Below are 19,963 nucleotides of genomic sequence, written 5' to 3'. Positions count from 1 at the left end.
GTGCTACGGCGCGGTGGCGTCGTCGTATTGGTAGAAGGCGGGGTCGTACTGCAGGGCGGTCAGCTCTACCGAGCCGTCCTCGCCGGGCGTGAGGTCGGCCAGAACGGCGTCGTACCCAGCGCGCGTGCTGTCGCAGAAGATCAGCTCCGGCGGGTCAATCGTCGGGTCGTCCATGATCCAGGTGTTGAACGCGTGTTCACCTGGCAAAGCGGAGGCGGCGATGGTGAGGCGGTGGTCATCCACGCGCGTCGGGACGATCACATTCGACAGCGTGCCGTCCTGGAAGCGCACCAGGCACCGCGGGGCCGGCAGGCTCCAGTCCAGGTATTCGCCCACCTCGATCAGCAGTTGGGTTCCCTCGAGCCGTGCCGATTCGATCATGGCGCTGATGGTGCTCGATCCCGGAATGTCGTCGAACAGCTTCACGCGATCGCCGTACTGATAGACCAGGCCCATCATTTCCGTCTTGGTCTTGTACGTGAGACGCTGACCTTGGTGCTTCATCAGGCGCCGCATACCGATCCGATACGCGCGATCGCGTGTTCCAACGCCCTGCAGCTCGTAGGTCTCCACCTTCCACGGCTCAGTCACACCGGGCAGCCGGCATTGCACCGTCTCGGCCGCCCACGTCACCTCATCGATGTAGGTCACGTCCACGCCGTCATAGTCATCCGGCCCAGGCGCGATGAAAGACGTGGTCAGCGGCTCCAGCTGGCGCTGCGGCGAGATACCGCCGCGCCAGGCCTTGACCCCTTCCCTGCCCGCCGAGCACATCGAGTCGATCAGCAGGAAGTAGCCCATGCCGGCCTGCGCTGCCAGCTGCAGCATGTCCAGAGCGCTGGTCCCGGACTTCTCCGCGCTCAAGTCGAAGAACTCTCCCCGCGGCGTCCAGTAGGTTTCCTCCAGGTGCTGCAGCGTGTCCATGTCGATCTGGTCACTCGGCAGGCCCAGGGAGCGCATCACATGAATCATCGCGCCACTGATGCTGCGCGCGGCGCCTTCGTCGTACAGGCGCGTTGCCTCCACGTTGAACCGCCTGTCCGTCTGGGCAGCCAGCTTCGTGCCGGTGGTCACCGTAAGGCCAATGGTGGTCAGGTCGTCGTAGCGTGTCGGCCGCTGCGAGAGCCGCGCGCGCAGCCCCTGCCAGAAGCACGCGTCCCGGGCCGAGTTGCCACCACGCTCGGTGACGCGCCGCACGCGCACCTCGATCTGCCCCGGCGTCACCAGTTCGATCCGCTCAGTGAAGCCCAGCGCGTCCTCGGACGTGGCCGTGTAGACGTGAGTGCGCACAGACCATGCGTCGCCAGATCCGAACACCCGCCAGGCCACCCGCACCGTCACGGTGAACGTGCGCTTGTTGCCCTTGTCCGTGTACCAGATCAGGCCGCCCGGAAAGTTGAAGTCGTACTCAAACGCGTCGGTGGTCTCCCCACTCGGGCACACCAGGAACGGCCCGAGCCATTCCTCTCCCTCCTGGAATCCGGTCGCCCGGTAGTCGGTTGCCGTGCGGGTGGTCCAGCCCGGCCAGCCGGTATCGATTACGCCCCCCTCGGTCAGGCGCTGCACTGTCAAGGTGAGGCCGGACACTGAGTCGATGCGGTACTCACTCTGACCCCGCGACATTGCCAAAGACACAGTGCCCGGAGGCAGACCACCGAACGCGGTGCCGGCGGCGCTGTCATACGCCAGCGTCACCCGCGGGAACGTTGCCGGTGTCCCGCCCGTGGTTGCCTCGCCAGACGTGGCGGTCGGGCTGCTGCCAAACACGGCCGCCGGCAGGCCGCTGTAGGTGATGCTCCCACCGACATAGGGGCTCGACGCCTCGGCAATGGTCACCACACCGCCAGACTGGGTTGCCACCAGGCCGCTGTCCACGAGCTGGTCGTTGATTGCAGTCAGCAGCACGCCGATGGTGATGTAGTCGGCCACCAGGGCGATGCTGTAGGTCGTACCGCGCCAGGTGATTCCGAAGGTGACAGGAGAACCGCTGAAATCGAAGCTGCTGGCTGCCGCAGATCCTGTCACCCGCGCCGGGCTGCCACCTTCACCGGGAACCGCCGGAGACCCGGGAACGTAGCTCGCTACGAACAGCGCATAGTCCGCGCTGTTGTAGGTCAGCAGCACCGGCATCCCCACGTAGGGAGCCAGCTCATCCACCGCACTGCCGGCGATGATCGAATACAGGCCGCTTGTGGTTGCCGTAAACGTGGCAGCCACCTTCAGGGTCAGCACCGCGCCAACCGTCCAGCTGGCAGGCACGGACGTCGCAGGGCGCTCCTTCCCGTCCGCGTCGGTGACGGTCGCGTTGTTCAGAGTGATCACATTGCCGGACACCGTTACCGAGTCCGCGTTGATACCCGTGGCCACGTCCGCTGTGTCGCTCAGATCCAGACCCGCCGTTCCCGAAGCCGTCGCGCCAACCTCGGTGGAGTTGACCCAGTTCTCAGAGCGAACGTCTCCGCCCACGTCGGCGCCCGGTGGATAGATGGTCATCTCGACATCGCTCCCGAAGGAGCTGATCGGCGTGTTCCCCAGCCGCGCTGATCCCACCGGGATGATGTGGCTGCCCTTGCCGACGCAGACGAACATGTGGGTTCGGTAGGTGTTGCCGCCGACGAACCGGGAGACCGGCTGCACCAGATAGTCGGCCCACACCCGGCAACGACCCATCACCTCGCGGATGGGGCTACCCAACCGCGCGGAATTCGCCCGCGCCGTGTCGAGGCTGAGGCTGTCGCCTTGCCCGAACCGGCTTCCTGATGGCAGGTTTGACGCCATGTAGATGGCGTAGGCCGCCACGACGGCCACCACGACCCAGTACACCACTGCGGCGGCACCCTCGTAGTGAGGCACTGGGTAGATGCGGACATCTGCATCCGCATCGATCCATGTCGAGCCCCATGCCTCTACGGGTACGGTGGCACCGTAAACTTCCACCTCGATTGGCTGCTCACCATCGCCGGTGTATCCGCGCACCTTTGACCGCAGCCAGCTGTCGACGGTTACCCGGCCGTGCTGGTGCGTTTCCAGCGCCTCGCCGGGCATCCGCGAAGGGAACACCCGGATCACGCGTAATACTCCACCCGGTTGAACCGGCGTTCGAAGCGCGCCACCGGCAGCACGGTCACGTTCCGGCCATCGTTGCACTCCAGCGTGCACATTCGGCCCTCAACCTCCACCAGCACGGCCACATGCGTCACCATGCTGCCTTCGTAGCAGAACGCCACAGCGCCCTCCACAAGGTCGCTGCCGGCGTGCTGCAGGACGGCCTGCTGCGCCAGCTCGGGCAGGTCCTCACGGGTCGCGCCGGGATGCTCGTCCCAGGCCGGGAGGCCAAGGTCGCGCCGGACCTCGTTGACCACGCCATAGCAGTCCAGCTCGGGAAACACGCGGCCACCGCTGACCCAGACCACATCCAGGTACTTTTCCAGATCGATGCTCATGAGATGTAGCGAAGCCCAGGATGTTGGGACAGGTTGAAGCGATCGCGAGGCCACGCGGTGTCCAGGATGTTCATGAACCCGGCGGTCACCTGGACCTCCGTGGCCGACCACTGCCCACCCTTGATGACCATGGACAGAGGCCGCTTGATGGGGGCCAGCAGATCGCTGCTCAGGTAAACCCGCAGGGTGACTGTCATCGCTTGCTTCGACGCCAGTGCTGCACGGATCCTGCTGCTCACCACACCGTCGATGTTGGTCAGCGCAAAACGCAGATCCTGAACGCCGTCCGCGTTTCGGGCAGGCTTTGCCACGTCCATGCCGCAGGCCTTGAACGTGACCGTCTCGCCTGTCTCCAGCACCGCCCGCAGATCCTCCCAGCCCTTTGTCAGGTAGTAGGTATCGCTGCCCGCCGAGATGGCCAGAGTCTCGTGCTCGATCTCGATGCCCCCGGAGGCATACAGCCGTTCCAGAATGCTCATGGCTGTGGCCACTCCCTGTTTGCTGCCAGATCGATCACGCTGGCCCGCAGGAATCCGTCCGGGAACTCCGTCCACCCGTCCGCAAGAAGTGGACGCAGGTACAGCTCGAGCGGTGCGGTGAACATCCAGAGGTTGCCGTTGGTCAGCGTGGGCCCGTCGTAGATGTCAGTGAACCGGGCTTTGTAGTAATCCATGCCCAGAGGACTGCGAAGCCGGCACGCGAACCACGCGACACCATCTGACAGCTGTTCCTGAAACCACTTCTCGAACAGAGCCGCCTGCTGGTCGTTGAGTAACCAGCGCACTTCGGCCTGGCTTGGCGTCGCAGTGTACGCGCGCCGCGGCAGCGAGCGCCCGCTCACAAAGGTTGATCGGATCAGTGGAGACACGTGGCGCAGGCCGTACCCCTCGCGCAAAGGCTCCGGCAACCACTTCGGCTGCATGATCAACGCCATTAGCCGACCTTCCTTCTGACGTTCCAGTTCGACCGCATCGCCCGTGACTGGGGACCTGTGCCGGACGTGGTGTCGGCAACGCGGTCCTGACGCGCCAGCATCACCGCCCGGGTTACTGTCTGCTCCTGCATCAGCCTCTCCCGCTCGCTGATGGAGCCGTTCACATTGAAGTTGAACTCGTAGTTGTCGCCGCGCCCGCCACTGACTGAATCTCGCGACACCCGATCCAAGGTCGCATCCAGCTTCGCGCTGGTTGCTGCGGTGGTAACCCGCTCGCCCTTCTGCAACAACCAGGTGCCTGTCTCGGGCACGCTATCAATACCGTCGTGAGCCATACCCACGGCAGATACCTCACCGACGAGATTGGCAACAGCCGCAGCTGCGGCGGCCATTGCAGCCAGGTTTGCGGGGAACGGGAGGCCGCTCGAAAGCGCCGAGCTGACAGCATCCTTTGCGGCGAGGGCAGCCTTGGCCACCGAGAACGCCTTGCTGATCGCGAAAGCAGCTCGGTAGATGCCAGACTGCTCGCCGAAGCCAGCGCGCATCACACCCGCGACGGCAGACAAACCCTGCTCCGCAGCTGTCAGGCCAACCTGCCACCTAGCCTTGTCCAGTTCGTCCAGCCTTGCCTGATGCGTGGCAGCCAACGCCGCCTCTTGGCTGTCCCATTGATCATTCAGATCAGCACGGGCCTTCCTGTACTCATCCAGGGCCTCAAGCTGCGCAGCGTAACGCTTGTTCTCCTCCTCGACAGCCTTGTCGATCTTGGAGAACTCACCGCTGGCGCCACCGTACAGAGCGTCCGGGCCGCGGTACTCGCTACCCACCGATCCGCCCACCTGCTCGATCGCCTTCCCGGCTACCTTCGCGAACTCCGGGTCGTTTGCGGCGCCCACGGCAGCGGCAGCCTGGAGAACCTTCAGTCTGTCGCGCGCCAACTCAACGCCCAAGGAATCCTTCTTGTTGAGCTCTTCCTTCAGCTTGACGAACGCCTCAGTTGCCTTAGCAGCTTCCTCGTTCGCTGACTTCACCCCTGCCAGCCTATCGATCTCCGTCGCCAGCGCGCGCAGTCGCCCCTGCTGGGCAGCGTTCAGGCCCTGGAGGCTGCCCTGGACCATTTCAAAGTTCAGGCGCTGCAGCTCGGTGGCCCGCCCCGAACGATCTGCACTGGTATCGAACAGCTCGATCTGACGCCGCAACTGCAACCCGGTTGATTCATAGGCCTGCTGCAGCTGCTTCTCAGCGGCAAGACGCTTCTTCGCGTTCTCAGCGTCGGCTGCGGCCGCAGTGGCCGCAGCGCGAGCGGCGGCATCGCCGGTGACTCCATCCGGAACAGACGCAGCAGCAGTAGCTATTTTAGCGGCCTGCTCCATCATTCGCTGGCCCTCGGCCAGCTTCCTCTGCTCCGCCTCAATCTCGCCACGCAGGCGCTGAATCACCGTCTCTGGACGCGACAAGAGGTCCGATGGGATCAGCTCACTGGCGTTGAGCGTCGACAGGCCAAGCGTTCGCCGCCCGTTCTGCACGGCATCGATCGTCCGTTGCAGGCGCTCGATACGCTCCTGAACGCGAATCACATCGGTGGCGTCGGGGCCATTAAAGCGGGCCGCCAGCTCTTCGGCGACGAATTTCGCCACATTGCCGGTGGTGGCTGCGAACTGCGCCAGCGTTCCGATTGCCTCGACCGCACCGGAGATCAGGTTGTTGAACCCCTCCCTCGTGGCGGGATCGTTCAGCGTGGCGATCAGCTCGTTGACCGCATCGGTTGCGCCACGGAGACTGCCGTCGCCGGCAGTAGTGATGTCGTTGAGGGTATTCCCCAGCGCCTGCAGTGCGCCTCCGAAGGTGTCCCGAGCGGCCTGCGCGGCGCCAGCGTAGGACTCTTCGAGGATCTCCAGGATCATCACCTGGGCCTCGCCTTCCTTGCCGGCCTTCACCAGCTCGTCGATCGTGCCGCGCACTTCCTTCGTGAAGGCCGCGCCGAACCCCTGCTGCGCCAGCGCGGCGGCGGCCTTGCTGGGCGATTCCAGCGCGCGGCCGATGGTCTCGGCGGACTGGGTGACGCTGATGCCAAGTCGTGCTGACTGATCGATGACCGCCTGCATGGCGCGGGGGATGTTGGAAGCCAGGATGCCCGAGTAGGACAACAGGCGGGTCTGAGCCTCCACGATCTCGCCACCACTGAACGTGGACTTGCTGGACAAGGTATCAGCCATGTCCAGCAACTGCTGGCGGGTGTATCCGGCCGCCCCTCCCGTAGAACGGATGATGGCGTCAAGCTGTGCCACTTCTCGCTCGGCCGCAATGGTATTGCGGCCGATCATCACGACCGCCGCTGCGATCGCCGTGCCCAGCGCAACACCAGCGAGCTTCGCCTCTGCTTCGACCTTCTTGCGCCACTTCTCTGCCCGGCGCTCGGACTTGTCCAGGCCGGACGCAAAGCCGCCGACCTCGGCGATCACGTCGATGGTCAGCGTACCAAGGGACCGGGACATAGCTCTCTCTGCTGCAGGGGCTGGCCGGCGGCCAGCCAGGTTGATGCGCACCCGATGGCGTGGCTACCACTGCTTCATCGCCTCCTCGAGGCTGATGGGCTCGGCATCCACGTGGGGCATGAAGTCAGTGGGCTTGAATGCAGCGCTGCCTGGCTTGCGGTTCGAGTTGGCGAACAGCGCCGCCATCATCCCTGTCGCTGCATCCATCCGGCTGCCCAGGTTCAGGCTGCCGCGCCGGGCTCGATAAACGCTCCAGAGCTGGAACTCCCGGATGGAGAGGCGCTCCTTCGCCTCCCCGATGCTGCGGCCGCCAATCCCGTTCAGGACCAGCTCGCACCACAGCTCATCCTCCGGGGTCAGCTCGTAGCTTTTCCCAGGTTGTTCACCTCGCCGATGGCCATCAACAGCGCCACCGACAGGTTGCCGTCCAGGGCACCGCGCTCCGGATCGGCCTCTCCGGTGATATCGGCAACGGTGAACACTGCCTTGCCGTCCTGGTCGCAGATGCTGGCCGCGATGCGGCCGGCCACGCCGTCGTGCTTGTTCGTGGCCGACAGCACGTCCGACACGGCCGCCTGGAAACCCAGCGGGCGCACGTACACCGTGGCGGTCAGTTCCTCGTCGCCCTGTTTCCAGCGGATTTCCTTCTCCACCGGGCGGCCGGTGAACGCGCCGACCTTCTGCAGGCCGGCCACGCTCAGGTTGACAGTGCGTGCGGCGGCCGGCTTCTTGGCTCCCCGGCTCACGGCGTTTCGGCCTTACGCAGCCAGACGCCCGAGCCGCTTCGCTGCATGGTCGCCGCGGTGGTGACCACCGCATTGCCCTGGAAGTCGAACGGGAAGTCGCTCACGTAGGCCTGGAAGGTGTACCAGGTGCGGGTGTTAGGCAGGACCAGTTCGGCCACGGTGGAGCGCTCCGCCGTGGCCGCGGCGCCCGTGCCAGCGCCGCCGCTGAATGCAACAGTGGGGACACTGGTATAACCGGTGCCGGGGTTGGTGATGTTGACGCCGATCACCGAGCCCGAATCGACAATGGCCGTGGCCGTTGCACCGCTGCCGCCACCACCGGTGATGGTCACGGTCGGTGCCGACGTGTAACCGGTGCCGCCGTTGGTCACTTCGATGGTCGAGATGCTGCCGACCTGCTGAACGGTGGGTTCGATGTCCACCCCATCGGACCAGCCGATGGCCCACTGGATCGGGTCGCCGCCGTCCACCTGCTCGGCCAGCTGCCAGAACAGGTAGTGGCTCTCGTTCTTCGGATCGGCGTTGATGGTCACCGACGCCTGGCCAGGCGTGCGCAGGCCCTTCTTGTAGGTGCGCGTGTTGGTCTCGGACAGGCAGGTGTCGTCGATCTGGTCCGCCGGCGCGGTGCCGGGGTTGAAGGCCGTGATGCACTCGATCTCACGGACAGTGCCGTTGATCAGGCCGTACAGCTGGGTTCCTTGGGTCAGGATGCTCATCGTTTCTCCTGCGGGCAATAAAAAGCCCCGCAGTGCGGGGCGTGGGTGGGGATGTAGCGGGCGTTACCGAGGGACCAGCCAGTCCACATCGAATGACAGGCGCAACAGCTTAGTTTCGGGGTCAAGCACCTGGCTGCCCCAGCGGGTGATGTACCCGCGAGGTTCGAAGGCATCGCGCAGGGCGGTAGCGCCCTCGACCAGTGATGCTTCGTCCTTCGCATACACGTCGACCTGCGTGGTCAGCGCGTCCACGTCAGGGCGCTGGGCCAAGTAGTTCTCGGGGCTACCGCCTACCGTCTGCCAAACCGCATAGGGCAGCGCAGGCGGCTTTTCGATCAGGCCGAACGGGTAGACACGGGTCGGTGCGTCCCCAAATGCCAGCCGCACCGCTGTGGAGGCGATGCACAGCGGAAAGATGGGGGGGATCATGCCGCCCCCTGCTTCGCCAGCACGCGGTCCAGCGCCTGGTTGAAGCTCCGCGCGAACACGTCGACGGCCTTCTGGCCGGCCTGATACGGCACCGGCCTGAAGATCGGCTGCGCAGCCATCTTCGAGGTGCCGAACTCCAGCAGGCGCCAGTACCAGGTGATGCCGCCGGGGTTGCTCGTTCCCTGCTGAGCGGCGCGCCCAGCCTGTGCGCCGCCCAGAACGCCGACACGGAACGCCAGCACACCGTCCTGCTTGAACGCGCGTGCATTCCAGCGCACCGCGACGTTCTTCCAGATGGCGGTCTCGGTCTCGTGGTCATCCACGCGTCGGGCGTTGCTCTGCGCCTGGTCGCGAAGCACGTTGGCAGCGCGGCGCAGGGCGGCGCGGCCGCCTTTGTAGTTCACCTCTCGCTTCACCTGCGCCATCTTGTTGCGGATGCCGTCCAGGCCGCTCACGTCGAATCGGATGCCATCAGCCATCGTTGACACCCTCGCTGCACGGAAGCGTGAGGTACTCCAGGCCACTGACCGGGTCGGGCAACACACCATGGATGTTCAGTATCTTGCCCCGGAACAGCACCCGGCACTTGTCGGTCACGTCATTGCGGTGGCGGATGGTCACCCGCAACGTGACCTCGCTCTCGACCGCCTTCCCTGCCACGAATTCGCGGGCCGACAGCGGCGACACTTCCGCCCACACATCGGCCAGCAACTCCCAGCTGACGGTCTGCGCGCCGGTCGCAGGCGACTGCCCGTAGACCTGACGCTGCAGCTGCACCCGGTGGCGCAGCCGGCCGGCGGCGATCATCGCGGCTTCCCGCTCAGGTAGTTGCCCGAGCCCGCCTGTTCCGCCTCGGCGCCCTCACTGTCGCAGAGGTAGTCCACCAGCCGGTTAACCGCCATGGCGTTCTCCATGTCGGCCTTGGTCTTTTCCTGCAGCGCCGCCACCAGCTGGTGCGTCGCCTCGGTCTGGGCTCGCAGCGCGGCCAGCAATTCGCTTTGCTCGTTCATTCGCTTCTCGCATCCATTTCATGAGCCAGGCGCGACGCCGCGCGCAGCCGGAGCAGGCCACTTCAGACGCCGAGCCCGACCCGGTACGGCCACAGCAGGCTCCGGGGACCATCCTTCATCTCGGAGACGATCGTCCCGGTGATGACGCTTTCTCGGTTGGCGTAGAGATGGCCGAGCGTGAGCAGGATCGCCGCACGAATGGAGTCGTTCACCACCATGGGCTCACAACCGGCCGTACCGGCCAGAACAGCGGCCGCCATGCTGGCGGCGTCAGGGAACACCTTCCGGTTCATGAACTCCTGCGCCGCCTCCTCGGCCGCGCCGCCGTATAGCTCCAGCATTGCGTCGTCGGCGCTATCGGCCCGGCAGTGCTGCCGGGCCTGCTCGATGGTGATCAGCTGCATGGCTCAGGCCTGGGCTGGCGTCGCCGCCTTGATGGCGGTTTCGATGGCATCAATCACGGTGGCACGGGCCTTCTCGCCTTTGGCCCGCTCAGCAGCGAGCGCGGCTTCGAGGGTGGCACGATCCGTGACACCGGCCAGCGCGGCGATGACCTTCTCGACCTTCTGCCGCACCAGGGCTGCGCCAGGTTCAGGTGCCGTCGGAGCCACCTTGTTGGCCGGCGCGGGAGCCATCTTGTTCGACGGCAGCGGTGCGGCCTTCCCTTCGGCTCCTTGCGGAGCGATCAAGCCCAGTATCAGCAGCTCCTTCGCACGCGTATCCGGCCCGGTCCAGGGCTTACCGCGCTTCTGGTATCCCCCCTCGGCGTTGGGGTCATTGAACCCCTTCTTGGCGATGTACTTCATGGAATTCTCCTGTGGCGGGCCCGAAGACCCGCCACTTACTTGCACCAGCAGAGGTGCCCTATTTACGGGGTCGGATCTTCGAAGGTGCCGTGCACGAAGGATTCCGGGCGATAGACAGCCAAGGCCAGGCGCTCCTCAGCGCGGATGGTCACCATGTTCTTGCGGAAGTTGTCGCCGTCCTCGGTGGAGACTTCGACGGCAGCATCCTCACGGTCGAAGACCTGGGCTGCGATATCGAACGCACCAACCAGGAATTCGCCCTCCGGCACTGCGGTGGAGTCCACCACCGGAAGCTTCCACATGCGCGGCTGACCACCCTCCACCACGTTCACCCAGATGTAGCGGCCCTGCTCGTCCTTCTGCAGCTCGATGTCCGCCCAGTCCACCGGGTTCAAGGCGATACCGCTGGCGCGGTACTCCGCCACGCGGACCTGCAGGATCGCGCGACGCAGGATGTCAATCTTGGTGTCGCCGGCCTTGCGCAGTGCCTCGTTGAACGCCGTCGCCTGGGGGATCAAGCCGAGCAGGTTCTGGCCGGTGCCGTCGCCTGCCAGCAGCTGGGCTTCTTCCACGTACTTCAGGCCGTAGATGGCGCGGCCGTTGATGTAGCTCTGCAGCAGCGGAACATCGGCCAGAACCTGCTTGGAAGCCAGGAACCAGTGGGCCAGGGTCTTGACCGTGGTGGTCTTCAGCTCGAACGACAGGTCGGACTGCGGCTTCAGCGCGGTTTCCGCCACCGGTGCCGCCATGTTCTGGAAGCCCGATTCCTGCACGAACTCGATCGCGTTGGAGCCCGTGCGACCCGGCATGATGAGGTCGCGGATGGTGAAGGGACGATCCGGGCCGGCAATGATTCCCGGAACCCGCGTCGGCTGAATGGCGGCGCCCACGCCACCGGTGCCAGTGGTGGCGCTGGTGATCGCGGTTACCGCCTTCAGGTTCATACGGGCGATGCCACGCCCCTTGGCAACCAGGTCGTTGAAGCCCTCCTGCTCGGTGAACTGCTCACCGATGCTCTTGAGGTCAACGGGATCGTTGGCCGAGAAGCGACGCGCCAGCTTCTGTTCCACTTCGAGCAGGCGAGCATTGATCTCGATGCCACCCTTGGAAAGCAGTTCCAGCACGCCCTTGGTGTCGTCCAGGATCTTGCCGTGCTCCTTGATCTCGTTGCTGGCCTTCTCGGCAAACACCTTGATCTCGTTGTCGCGTTCGTTCAGCTGGTTGATGAGGCCCTTCAGTTCAAGCGTGTCGTCCAGGGTCTGGGCGTTCTTCATTTCGCGGCCAATCGAGTTGGCCAGTGCGGTGTAGCGGGACATATGTGTGTTCCTCAGAAAGTCGGGAGGGTGAGCCGCCCCAGAACTGGGACAGCCGTGTAGTCTTCAGTCGCCTTGCTCCCGGACTCGCTCCGGTCCAGCAGATGCTTCAACCCGCGGTTGGCGATCACCGCAGATTGGCTTTTCGAGAACCCTGCCTCACGCAGGATCTGCTCAAACTCAGGCATGGTCGGCAGCGACCCATGTGCCAGCTTCGACTTGATGGCATCGATGCGGGCGTCATCGTTTGCCGGGAAGGTGACCAGGCTGATTTCCACCAGATCAACCTTCTTGAGCGTGCGGACGCGCTCCTTTTCATCCCAGCTGTCCTCACGGACGTAGTAGCCGATGGACAGGCCCGACACCGCGCCGGCCTTCATCAGCGCGTGCGCCTCCTTGGCGCGAGCCACCCCGTCGATGATGAGCTGGCCCTCGACCTTGAGCCCGTGCGCATCCTCCACCAGGCCGGTGTACACCCCGATTGGCTCACCGCTGCGGTGCTGCCACAGCACCGGCACTGGCCGGCCCTTGGATTTGATCTCTGCCAAGCTCTCGCTGAATGCTCCAGGCGCAACCACCTCGCGGTAGGAATCGACCGTGCCGAACACCGAGCCGTAGCCAGAGAAAAGGCCGCCATCGCTGACGGCCTTCACGGAGAGATCAAAGTCCCTGATCTTCAGGGCTGCGCTTTTTCGATTCATGTCGTCTTCCCGTCGTCAGATTGCAGCCAAGCCATCAGTGCCGATCGGGCCTGCTGGTCACCTGTGTTGGAGCCCAGCATGTCGATGGGCAGAAGGTTGGATTGCACAGTCAGTTCAGCGGCCTTGCCACCCTTACGCTCGAGGTTCTCGCGCTCACGACAGTCGTCTCGCGAGTAGATGCCGTTCTGTACCATCGTGCTGTAGAAGGAGGCCCTGGCCGCACTATCGGCCCGCAGGAGGCCCTCCACCGCGAACTCGGCGAAGTACTTGGCTCGTTCGACAGGAGCCATCAGATCCTTGCGAATCGACTGTTCGATGCGCCGCAGCCACGGCGCAAGGGAGAAGGTCAAGAACCCGATCATCTGTTGCTCGATTCCAGTGCCCCAGCTGGTGGATTTCTCCGCGTGCCCTACCATGAACGGGGGAACGCCAAACCACCTGCAGATTTCCTCAACGTTGAACGCCCGGGTAGCCAGTAGCTGAGCATCTTCCGGATTCATGGGAACCTGCTGGTACTTCATGCCAGCCTCAAGCAGCATGGTCTTACCGGCATTCATCGCCCCCGCAAACTCGGCTTGCATGTTCTCGCGGAAGGTGGCCCTGTTCTTTTCGCTTAGGATCTGATCGGTGGTCAGCACGCCCCCAACGTTCATCCCGTTGGCGAACACCTTCGACGACGCCTCGTCTGCGGCCATGGCCGCGCCGAAAACTTGGGCGCCGGCTTGGATGGAAGAGATCCCCATCGACCCGTCCGTACTGAAACCACGGATGTGCCACATTCTTTCTTCGGAGATCACGCGCTGACGACCATCGGTGCCCGAGTACCGATACTCAAGCTCACCGGTTGAAAGTCGCCTAACAGCCATTCGCTGTGGCTGCAGAAACTCCAGATTCACCAAGCGTCCGGAGCTGAGCGTCTTCTCTGCGTAAGCATTTCCCCAAAGTAGCAGGCTCACCATGACGACCTCCCAGAACTGCACAGCTGTCATGTCAGCATTTGGCTGGTTGTGCAGGATCTCGTAGAGGGGGTGGTTGTTGGCTGCCACCCTGGTGCCGTCGGGCTTTCGTTCAAAGAACCCAACCGGAAGTGTTGCAATGACCTGGGCAAGTAGCCGCACACATGCCATGGCCGCAGACAGCTGCAGAACCGTGCGCTGGTTCACGGTCTTTCCAGCGCTTGAACCACCGCCGGACCATGCAGCCCAGAACGCTTCATCGGCGAGGCCGGTAGGCACCCCGAGCCACCGGAGAACCGATGACTTGATCTTGCCGGGACCCTTCTGCTTTGCGTCCTTCGTCATCTTCACACCACGATTGGATTTGAGAAGAAGCCGTCCAGGTCGCCCTGGCCATCTTCAGGAGTAATGGATAAGCCAATCGCCATCAGCAGCGCGGTCATGTCGTCGATCTTTTCGCTCGATCGCTTCTTGTCGGGAGCCATATTCATGTTCTGGTCCCGCCGCGCCACCAGGTTCGACGCACACCAGGTCAGAACCGGGTCTCCGTCATGGACCAGGCGCTTGCTCACATAGGCGCGCTCAAGCTCCTGCATGGCTGGGTGGTATGACTTCGGCCCCTGAATGAACTGGACCATCGGAACACCGGCGGCTAGCAGCCGGCCGACAACCTCTGTCGCGTTCCAGCTATCGAAGGCGATCGACTGCACGTTGAAGCGAGCAACAACGTCCAGGATCGACCTTTCGATGTGAGCGTAATCGGTGACCTCTCCCTCAGTGGTTTCAAGGTGCCCCGAGGCGACCCAGCCCGCGTAGGGGACAGTTCCTCGCTCAGTCCGCTGCTTAACCGCCTCCTCTGGAACCCAGCGACGGCCCCAGGTGATGATCTTTCCATCCACGCGCCAGACCAGCCGGAACGATGTCAGGTCGCTGGTGCTGGCCAAGTCCAGGCCGCCCCAGCATGGAACGTCCTTCAGCGCCTCTAGGTCGACAACTCCAGTGCAGGCCGCCCACTTGCGGAGCGCCACCCAGCCATTTGCCGCGGAGGCCGGCCGATTCAGCCGCTTGATCTGGAACTCAGCCAGCTTGGAAGGCATGGCCTTGGCCTCGACCGCCTCCTTTCGGATCGCGCCCAAGAGGTGAGGATTTACCTCGATCAGAGGGTTGGCCTTTCGCCAACTCGCCTCGTCGAAATCCTCGTCCTCTTCGTCGACCGCGTAGAAGACAGCCAGATAGTGATCGGCGGTGTGCTTGAACACGCCGGCGAGCAGCTGCTTCACGAACTGCCTGATCTCTGCCCAAGGGCCGGGATTGGTGTAGCCCTCAGTAGTGGTGAACAGCCAAAGCGGATTGCGGCGTGCACCCGCTGCAGACTGGAGAACGTTCAGCAGGTCCGGCGTCTTGTGAGCGTGGATCTCGTCCAGTCCAACGTGGGATGGGTTCAATCCGTCCTGCGTGCTTGCCTTCGCGTGGATAGGCTTGAAGCTGGCGCCAATCTCCATGCGGCTGATCGACTTGGCCCAGGTCTCAAGGCCATAGGCCTCCCGAAGGTCCGGCGTCTTCTCCACCATCCGCTTGGCAACGTTGAAGATGATCGACGCCTGCGGAAAGGTCGTAGCGGCCGAAATGACCTGGGCGCCTTCCTCGTTCTCGCAGCACTGGCAGTACAGGAGAATCGCCGATGCCAGGGTGGACTTGGCATTCTTTCGTGCCACCGCGAACAGCGCCGACGTGAAGCGTCGCGTGCCATCAAGCTTCCTGAAACCGAATAGCTGGACCACGAAGAAGACATGCGACCTGTGCAACCGGATCTCTGCCGTCTCCCACGATCCCTCTACGTGAGGCAGCAGCTCAATGAAGCCGCAGGCATGGGCTGCATGCTCCGATGAAAACGTGAACGGAGCGCCTCGCTTCTTAGCTCGGTTCAGGTCATCCAGAAACCGCTTGGCTGCTTGACGAATCAGCAGCCCGAACGCTTTACCCTTTCGGTCCTCCACTGCCTCCTGTGCATAGTCGATGGCCACCGCAACGTAGTCAGACGGGTCCGGCCTTGGCCGACGCCGAGGGCGCGCGGCCGCGGTAGGCTTCGCCGGCTTCTTCCTACTTGCCGGGCGTCGCGAGGGCGCCGAACTTGTTGCCGGGCTTTTTCTCGACACCACCAGAACTCACCTTGCGTCTGCTCGCCGGCGTCATCCCGAACTCGGACATCAGCGCCTTCAGCGCGGTCTGTTCAGCGGCTGTGATATCCACCCCTGCCATCTGCTTGGCGACTTGGACCTGCCAGGCGTAGCAGAGCTGCTGCAGTGCATACAGGTCCACGGTCTGGAGAACCTTGGCTGCCACCAGCTGGGGTCCCAGGTCATTCCACATTGCAGCCCCGTTGACGTTCAGGTGCTGCGGCGGGTCGGGGAACACGTCGATCAGGTCGAACTCGGGAGCGTCCGGCGCCTCACGGTCCGGCCGGGCGGTTCCGGCAATCACCTTGAGGGCCGGAGCGGTCGGCTTCCGTCCTCTCATTTTTCAAATCTCAATTTTGACGGTGCGAAAAAAACGTTGGGCGCACGGTCAGGGAGGCGTACCGCCCCAACTTTTGACCCTCCCCCCGACCCTTCTACGGTTGTTGCGATTCATTCGCGTCTACGCGCGCATTTCGGAGTCGGCTTGGCGCCTCGGTGCCAGTTGCCGAACCCGCCATCGTCGGTCGCGGTCTTGCGGTCGTGGCAGGTCTTGCAGAGGGGCTGCCAGTTGTCCGTGTCCCAGAACAGCGCCTGGTTGCCCTTGTGCGGGGTGATGTGGTCGACCACCGCCGCGACAGTTACGTGGCCCGACCGCTGGCACTCAGCGCAGAGCGGGTGCCTGAGCAGGAACGTCGCGCGGGCGCGCTGCCATCGGCTGCCATAGCCTCGCTCAGCCGTGGTCTGCCTCACTGCCTCTGGCGGCACGTGCACCGCCGCCTGCCGTGGCATGGCGTTGTGCTTCGGCGCGCGGCGTGGCATCAGCCTGGTCCGGGGCTTCGGTCCGCCTCGATCACCGCTTGGCAGGCACGGACGTGGTCGTCGGCGTCTCGTCCGATTTGAACAAGAGCGCCCGCGACCTCTGCTCGTAGTTGGGCGTGCGCATCACGTTCGACGGCGCCGGCGACGGCTTGGGACAGGAGGCTGGTACTGCAGGTGGCGAGGTCGTCGCGCAGCTGGAGGCTGCCATCACGCACGCCAGCAGCAACAGCAGCAGGGACGGCCGTGGCCGTGGTGCGGTCTTCTTCATACTTGGCTCCGATGCTGGACAGCGCTTCGGCCTGGCTGTGCTCGATGGCACGGGTCTCGGTGAGCTGCTTGACCTGCCCGGCACTGGCCCCTGCCGCCTGCCGGGCTTCCTTGGTCTCGGCCCGGTCACCGCGCCAGGCCCAGCCGACACCGAACATGCCGGCGGACCAGGCGACAAACACCAGCAGATAGATGGCGTTGCGGTTCACGTCAGGCCCCTGGACCCTTGCGGGTCATGCCGAAGAAGTAGCCAATGACCATGCCGGTAGCGTTGTTCAGCCCACCGATCAGCATGCCGAACGAGTCCTTGTTCTCCGGCGGGATGGCCACCGCAATCAGCGCGGCCATGGCCATGCCCAGCAGAAACAGCACTAGCACGGCGATGCCGACGCGCGCAGCGCCGATGTTGCGAGTCGCGAAGGTCATGCAGCGCCTGCCAGTGAATGGATTTCCTCCAGCGCCCAGTGGTAGAGCTGCTGGTCGATGATGGTCACGCGGGTCAGGCGCTTGCCGCGCACGACCTTGACGGCCACCTGGGTGGACTGCTGCACAGCGAGCAGCACGAACGCAATGCGCTGCTTGGTCGGGTCTGGCTCCTGCAACACCGCCAACGCATCGCTGACCATCTCGCGGATCGCCAGCAGCAGCTCGGCGGTCGGGCTCTTGGCCTTTTGGTTCTCCAGCACCACCAGCACACCCTGCAGCTGACTGACCGGCGAGAGCCGGGCGGCCTTCTTCTTCGAGGTCATGCGGACAGAGCCTTCAGCGCGCGTGCGTAGCGGGCCCTTCTGTCGGCGGCACCGATCTGCCCACCGTTGACTCGCTCCGTGATCTCATCGAAGCGGCTAGCGTCCGCCAGCTTGTTCAGGGATCGGGCATCCCAGAATGCACCCGCCGCTAGAGCGCCCCATTTCGGCTGCTCCAGCGCCTCGGGTTGCGCTTCAAAGTCTGGCACGCCCTTGATGCCCTTCGCCCGCAAAGCGTCGCGGATGGCCGCGTAGTTGGCTCGGCCGGTGTTCTGGATAGGGCCTCGACCACGATAACGGTAGCCATCGCCACTCGCCTCAGAGCCGTTGCCCAGGCGGTTGGCATACGCGTTGTTGCCGATCGCGACCGGCTTCCGCTCCAGCGCGCGCGCCAGTTCGTTCGGCTTCCTCGGCTTGGCCTTGGGGTTGACTGCGTAGCGGCTGGGCCAGGTGTCGGCCATGCCCTGCGCACCGTAGTTCAGGTTCTCGACGGTCCGCGTCAGGCTGGCCGATTCGTGACCTACCTGCGCCAGGAACGCTGCCACCCGCTTCGGGGTGCTGATGCCGAACGCCGTGCAGGCGTCGGTCAGGGGCTGGGCCCATTGGGCGGCGACGGCGGCGCTGCAGCCGACCGCCTGCTGGATTGTCGAGGCGGTCAGAATCATGGCTGGTCCGGAAACAGAAAGCCCGGCTCAGGGGCCGGGCATGGTCGCGTGCGATGGTAGGAATTTACGGCCGTTTATGTGGAGCGCGCAACTCCACAGCTACTCGATGCTTCTCAATCGCCGCGGCGAGCTGTCTGGCGCGCGCCTGCTCGGCCTCCCTTCTCCTTTCCAGGACCGAGCGAGAGACGGTAGACAGATCGATCTGGCGCAGGTTTCTGCCGTCGACCTGTTCAATCAAGTCGTTCATAGCCGTCTCAAGCACCCCCTTGCTTTCCTCGCCCCATTCGAATCGGAACCACTCGCCGACTGTCGAGTACTCGCGCAGGTGCAGATGCATCGCCCCCTCAGCCGCCCGGGCCAGAGCTGTTGAACGGCAGGTGAAGGCCATTGCTCGCAGCAGCGGCAGCGGACAGGCCGTCTGGATGGAAACCAGCCTCGACTCAGGATGGCTGCTCATCCCAACCTTTACGTACATAGGCCCTGAGCCATCACGCGCCATGACGATGTACACATCGCACGTAGAGTCAGGCTTCTTCCGCCACCCCGGATTCGGTTGCACCGAGAAATTCACGTGCAGCGGGTTCATCACGCCGCATCCCTTGAAAGAGTCATCACAAACTGCCTCTCAGCACCCGCCATCGCATCGCTCATCTTCACGAGAATCCATTCATACACCACGCGCCACCTGCGCGGATAGTCCGATGGGTCGCAGCCGATTGCCAGGGCACGGCGCCTGTCGGGGTTCGGTTCAAGCCCAGTGCCACGGCACTCCTTGCACATCGTAACCTTTGCCTCTTCCATGCTGTATTGCCGTCCGCCACAGGCCATGCACTTGTTGCCGCCCGATAGCTCAACGATGGCTGCCCGAGCGATGGCTGGTAGATGGTCAGCAGTGTTCTTGGGCCAAGTCGCTGCCCGTGCCATGGCCAGCTCCGAACGACAACGGGCCACTTCGTTCCGCTGAGCCGTGGTCGGCGACCTGCCAGCGAATGACACGGCTGCCTCGGCCAGCTGAAGATCCAGGTGCACCTCCGTCAGCTTCCGGGCCTGTCTCGCAAGCTCGGGCATGACGAGCGAAAGGATGGCGTCCCTCAAAGCGCCCTGCCTGAGTGCCGCGCCATCCGGCCACCAGCACGCCTCCAGCAGCTCCCGGCCAAGGCCGGCAGGCACCATCCCCAGCGCCGCGGCAATGTCCTGGTTCGTCAGGTCGGGCTTCCCGCCGCCCCGGCCGATGTCGAACTTCACCGTGCTCGGCCCCAGCCGCGCCATCGTCTCTCGTGGATTCATGCCCGTTCCCCTGTTGTTGATTGGCCGGCCGCCGCCGGCCCGCCCGTAATCCGCACCACCACCTGGCCGCCTGGGCGGCGCTCGTCATGCACGAACAGGTGCGCCTGGAATCGCCCGTCGTTGATGCCAAGCAGCTGGGCGATCCCGTCCCGGTACGGCTTGCACCGTCCCGTCATGTTGTCGTCGTCCGGCAGCTTCTTGCCCGGCGCCTGGTAGCAGTCGATCCACAGGTGCAACTTGCCGGGCGGCAACTGCAGCGCGCGCCACCCAGCCTCGTGCGCCAGCACCACCGCCGTCTGTCGGGCGTGCTTCGTCGCCCGGGCCTTCACGCGGAAGTGGACGCGCGCGTTCGGCGACAGATCCTTGCTTGGCCAAGGCAGCGCCAACTCCAGCGCGCGTGCTTCAGTAGCCATTTCGGTTCGGGTCCAGTGGGAGGATGGCAAACCCCCTGCT

At 64.3% G+C, this 19,963-nt stretch carries 27 protein-coding genes; all 27 read right to left on the bottom strand.

Annotated elements, in window-relative coordinates:
- Window positions 1-3 precede the first annotated feature (3 nt).
- The 27 genes from ACX9OW_RS02145 to ACX9OW_RS02015 all read right to left on the bottom strand — a co-directional run bounded on the left by ACX9OW_RS02145 (window position 4) and on the right by ACX9OW_RS02015 (window position 19,923).
- Window positions 4-3,069: a host specificity factor TipJ family phage tail protein gene (locus tag ACX9OW_RS02145; RefSeq protein WP_459061861.1), complete on the bottom strand. Its 3,066-nt coding sequence runs from the start codon at window positions 3,067-3,069 to the stop codon at window positions 4-6.
- Window positions 3,066-3,443, bottom strand: a complete 378-nt coding sequence (locus ACX9OW_RS02140; protein WP_263174779.1) for a nitrite transporter — start codon at window positions 3,441-3,443, stop codon at window positions 3,066-3,068. Before ACX9OW_RS02140 ends, ACX9OW_RS02145 begins: the two co-directional genes overlap by 4 nt.
- Complete coding sequence (locus tag ACX9OW_RS02135) at window positions 3,440-3,922, bottom strand: DUF1833 family protein (protein ID WP_459061860.1); 483 nt, start codon at window positions 3,920-3,922, stop codon at window positions 3,440-3,442. The genes ACX9OW_RS02140 and ACX9OW_RS02135 overlap by 4 nt, the downstream gene beginning before the upstream one ends.
- Entirely contained in the window at window positions 3,919-4,377 is a 459-nt protein-coding gene (locus ACX9OW_RS02130; protein ID WP_459061859.1) for a hypothetical protein, read from the bottom strand. Before ACX9OW_RS02130 ends, ACX9OW_RS02135 begins: the two co-directional genes overlap by 4 nt.
- Window positions 4,377-6,872, bottom strand: coding sequence for a phage tail length tape measure family protein (locus ACX9OW_RS02125; RefSeq protein ID WP_459061858.1), 2,496 nt, complete (start codon window positions 6,870-6,872; stop codon window positions 4,377-4,379). Before ACX9OW_RS02125 ends, ACX9OW_RS02130 begins: the two co-directional genes overlap by 1 nt.
- Before the next feature lie 63 nt (window positions 6,873-6,935).
- Window positions 6,936-7,145, bottom strand: coding sequence for a phage tail assembly protein T (locus ACX9OW_RS02120; RefSeq protein WP_459062454.1), 210 nt, complete (start codon window positions 7,143-7,145; stop codon window positions 6,936-6,938).
- A gap of 83 nt (window positions 7,146-7,228) precedes the next feature.
- Window positions 7,229-7,618 carry a phage tail assembly chaperone family protein, TAC gene (locus ACX9OW_RS02115; RefSeq protein WP_459061857.1) on the bottom strand — a complete coding sequence of 130 codons (390 nt, stop codon included), beginning with the start codon at window positions 7,616-7,618 and terminating at the stop codon, window positions 7,229-7,231.
- Entirely contained in the window at window positions 7,615-8,334 is a 720-nt protein-coding gene (locus tag ACX9OW_RS02110) for a phage tail tube protein (protein ID WP_459061856.1), read from the bottom strand. The genes ACX9OW_RS02115 and ACX9OW_RS02110 overlap by 4 nt, the downstream gene beginning before the upstream one ends.
- Before the next feature lie 63 nt (window positions 8,335-8,397).
- A complete protein-coding gene (gp17, locus tag ACX9OW_RS02105; protein ID WP_459061855.1) occupies window positions 8,398-8,763 on the bottom strand; it encodes a tail completion protein gp17 in 366 nt (121 codons plus the stop codon).
- Complete coding sequence (locus tag ACX9OW_RS02100; protein WP_459061854.1) at window positions 8,760-9,242, bottom strand: HK97-gp10 family putative phage morphogenesis protein; 483 nt, start codon at window positions 9,240-9,242, stop codon at window positions 8,760-8,762. The genes gp17 and ACX9OW_RS02100 overlap by 4 nt, the downstream gene beginning before the upstream one ends.
- Window positions 9,235-9,570: a phage head closure protein gene (locus tag ACX9OW_RS02095; protein ID WP_459061853.1), complete on the bottom strand. Its 336-nt coding sequence runs from the start codon at window positions 9,568-9,570 to the stop codon at window positions 9,235-9,237. The genes ACX9OW_RS02100 and ACX9OW_RS02095 overlap by 8 nt, the downstream gene beginning before the upstream one ends.
- Complete coding sequence (locus tag ACX9OW_RS02090; RefSeq protein WP_459061852.1) at window positions 9,567-9,773, bottom strand: hypothetical protein; 207 nt, start codon at window positions 9,771-9,773, stop codon at window positions 9,567-9,569. The genes ACX9OW_RS02095 and ACX9OW_RS02090 overlap by 4 nt, the downstream gene beginning before the upstream one ends.
- 62 nt (window positions 9,774-9,835) lie before the next feature.
- Window positions 9,836-10,177: a head-tail connector protein gene (locus ACX9OW_RS02085; RefSeq protein ID WP_459061851.1), complete on the bottom strand. Its 342-nt coding sequence runs from the start codon at window positions 10,175-10,177 to the stop codon at window positions 9,836-9,838.
- Between the two features lie 3 nt (window positions 10,178-10,180).
- Window positions 10,181-10,579 (bottom strand): hypothetical protein, encoded by a 399-nt coding sequence (locus tag ACX9OW_RS02080; RefSeq protein ID WP_459061850.1) that lies wholly within the window; start codon window positions 10,577-10,579, stop codon window positions 10,181-10,183.
- 62 nt (window positions 10,580-10,641) lie between these two features.
- Window positions 10,642-11,895 (bottom strand): phage major capsid protein, encoded by a 1,254-nt coding sequence (locus tag ACX9OW_RS02075; protein WP_459061849.1) that lies wholly within the window; start codon window positions 11,893-11,895, stop codon window positions 10,642-10,644.
- 11 nt (window positions 11,896-11,906) lie between these two features.
- Window positions 11,907-12,593: an HK97 family phage prohead protease gene (locus ACX9OW_RS02070; protein ID WP_459061848.1), complete on the bottom strand. Its 687-nt coding sequence runs from the start codon at window positions 12,591-12,593 to the stop codon at window positions 11,907-11,909.
- A complete protein-coding gene (locus tag ACX9OW_RS02065) occupies window positions 12,590-13,894 on the bottom strand; it encodes a phage portal protein (RefSeq protein WP_459061847.1) in 1,305 nt (434 codons plus the stop codon). The genes ACX9OW_RS02070 and ACX9OW_RS02065 overlap by 4 nt, the downstream gene beginning before the upstream one ends.
- A gap of 2 nt (window positions 13,895-13,896) precedes the next feature.
- Window positions 13,897-15,573: a terminase large subunit gene (locus ACX9OW_RS02060; RefSeq protein ID WP_459061846.1), complete on the bottom strand. Its 1,677-nt coding sequence runs from the start codon at window positions 15,571-15,573 to the stop codon at window positions 13,897-13,899.
- A gap of 76 nt (window positions 15,574-15,649) precedes the next feature.
- Window positions 15,650-16,066 (bottom strand): P27 family phage terminase small subunit, encoded by a 417-nt coding sequence (locus ACX9OW_RS02055; RefSeq protein ID WP_263174819.1) that lies wholly within the window; start codon window positions 16,064-16,066, stop codon window positions 15,650-15,652.
- A 110-nt stretch (window positions 16,067-16,176) separates the two neighbouring features.
- Window positions 16,177-16,545, bottom strand: a complete 369-nt coding sequence (locus ACX9OW_RS02050) for an HNH endonuclease (protein ID WP_459061845.1) — start codon at window positions 16,543-16,545, stop codon at window positions 16,177-16,179.
- A complete protein-coding gene (locus ACX9OW_RS02045; protein ID WP_459061844.1) occupies window positions 16,545-17,021 on the bottom strand; it encodes a lysis system i-spanin subunit Rz in 477 nt (158 codons plus the stop codon). The genes ACX9OW_RS02050 and ACX9OW_RS02045 overlap by 1 nt, the downstream gene beginning before the upstream one ends.
- 1 nt (window position 17,022) lies before the next feature.
- On the bottom strand, window positions 17,023-17,238 hold the full coding sequence (locus ACX9OW_RS02040; RefSeq protein ID WP_043034789.1) for a hypothetical protein: 216 nt from the start codon (window positions 17,236-17,238) through the stop codon (window positions 17,023-17,025).
- Complete coding sequence (locus ACX9OW_RS02035; RefSeq protein ID WP_459061843.1) at window positions 17,235-17,561, bottom strand: hypothetical protein; 327 nt, start codon at window positions 17,559-17,561, stop codon at window positions 17,235-17,237. Before ACX9OW_RS02035 ends, ACX9OW_RS02040 begins: the two co-directional genes overlap by 4 nt.
- Window positions 17,558-18,223, bottom strand: a complete 666-nt coding sequence (locus tag ACX9OW_RS02030; RefSeq protein ID WP_459061842.1) for a glycoside hydrolase family 19 protein — start codon at window positions 18,221-18,223, stop codon at window positions 17,558-17,560. The genes ACX9OW_RS02035 and ACX9OW_RS02030 overlap by 4 nt, the downstream gene beginning before the upstream one ends.
- 64 nt (window positions 18,224-18,287) lie before the next feature.
- The gene (locus tag ACX9OW_RS02025) at window positions 18,288-18,809 is read right to left on the bottom strand and encodes a GIY-YIG nuclease family protein (RefSeq protein WP_459061841.1); all 522 of its coding nucleotides are present in this window, start codon (window positions 18,807-18,809) and stop codon (window positions 18,288-18,290) included.
- Window positions 18,809-19,510: a hypothetical protein gene (locus ACX9OW_RS02020; RefSeq protein WP_459061840.1), complete on the bottom strand. Its 702-nt coding sequence runs from the start codon at window positions 19,508-19,510 to the stop codon at window positions 18,809-18,811. Before ACX9OW_RS02020 ends, ACX9OW_RS02025 begins: the two co-directional genes overlap by 1 nt.
- Window positions 19,507-19,923 (bottom strand): hypothetical protein, encoded by a 417-nt coding sequence (locus tag ACX9OW_RS02015; RefSeq protein ID WP_459061839.1) that lies wholly within the window; start codon window positions 19,921-19,923, stop codon window positions 19,507-19,509. Before ACX9OW_RS02015 ends, ACX9OW_RS02020 begins: the two co-directional genes overlap by 4 nt.
- Window positions 19,924-19,963 lie beyond the last annotated feature (40 nt).

Source organism: Stenotrophomonas genospecies 5, assembly GCF_054473825.1.
The sequence above is the reverse complement of the archived record's forward strand: the minus strand, read 5'-3'. Positions and strand labels throughout refer to the sequence as shown.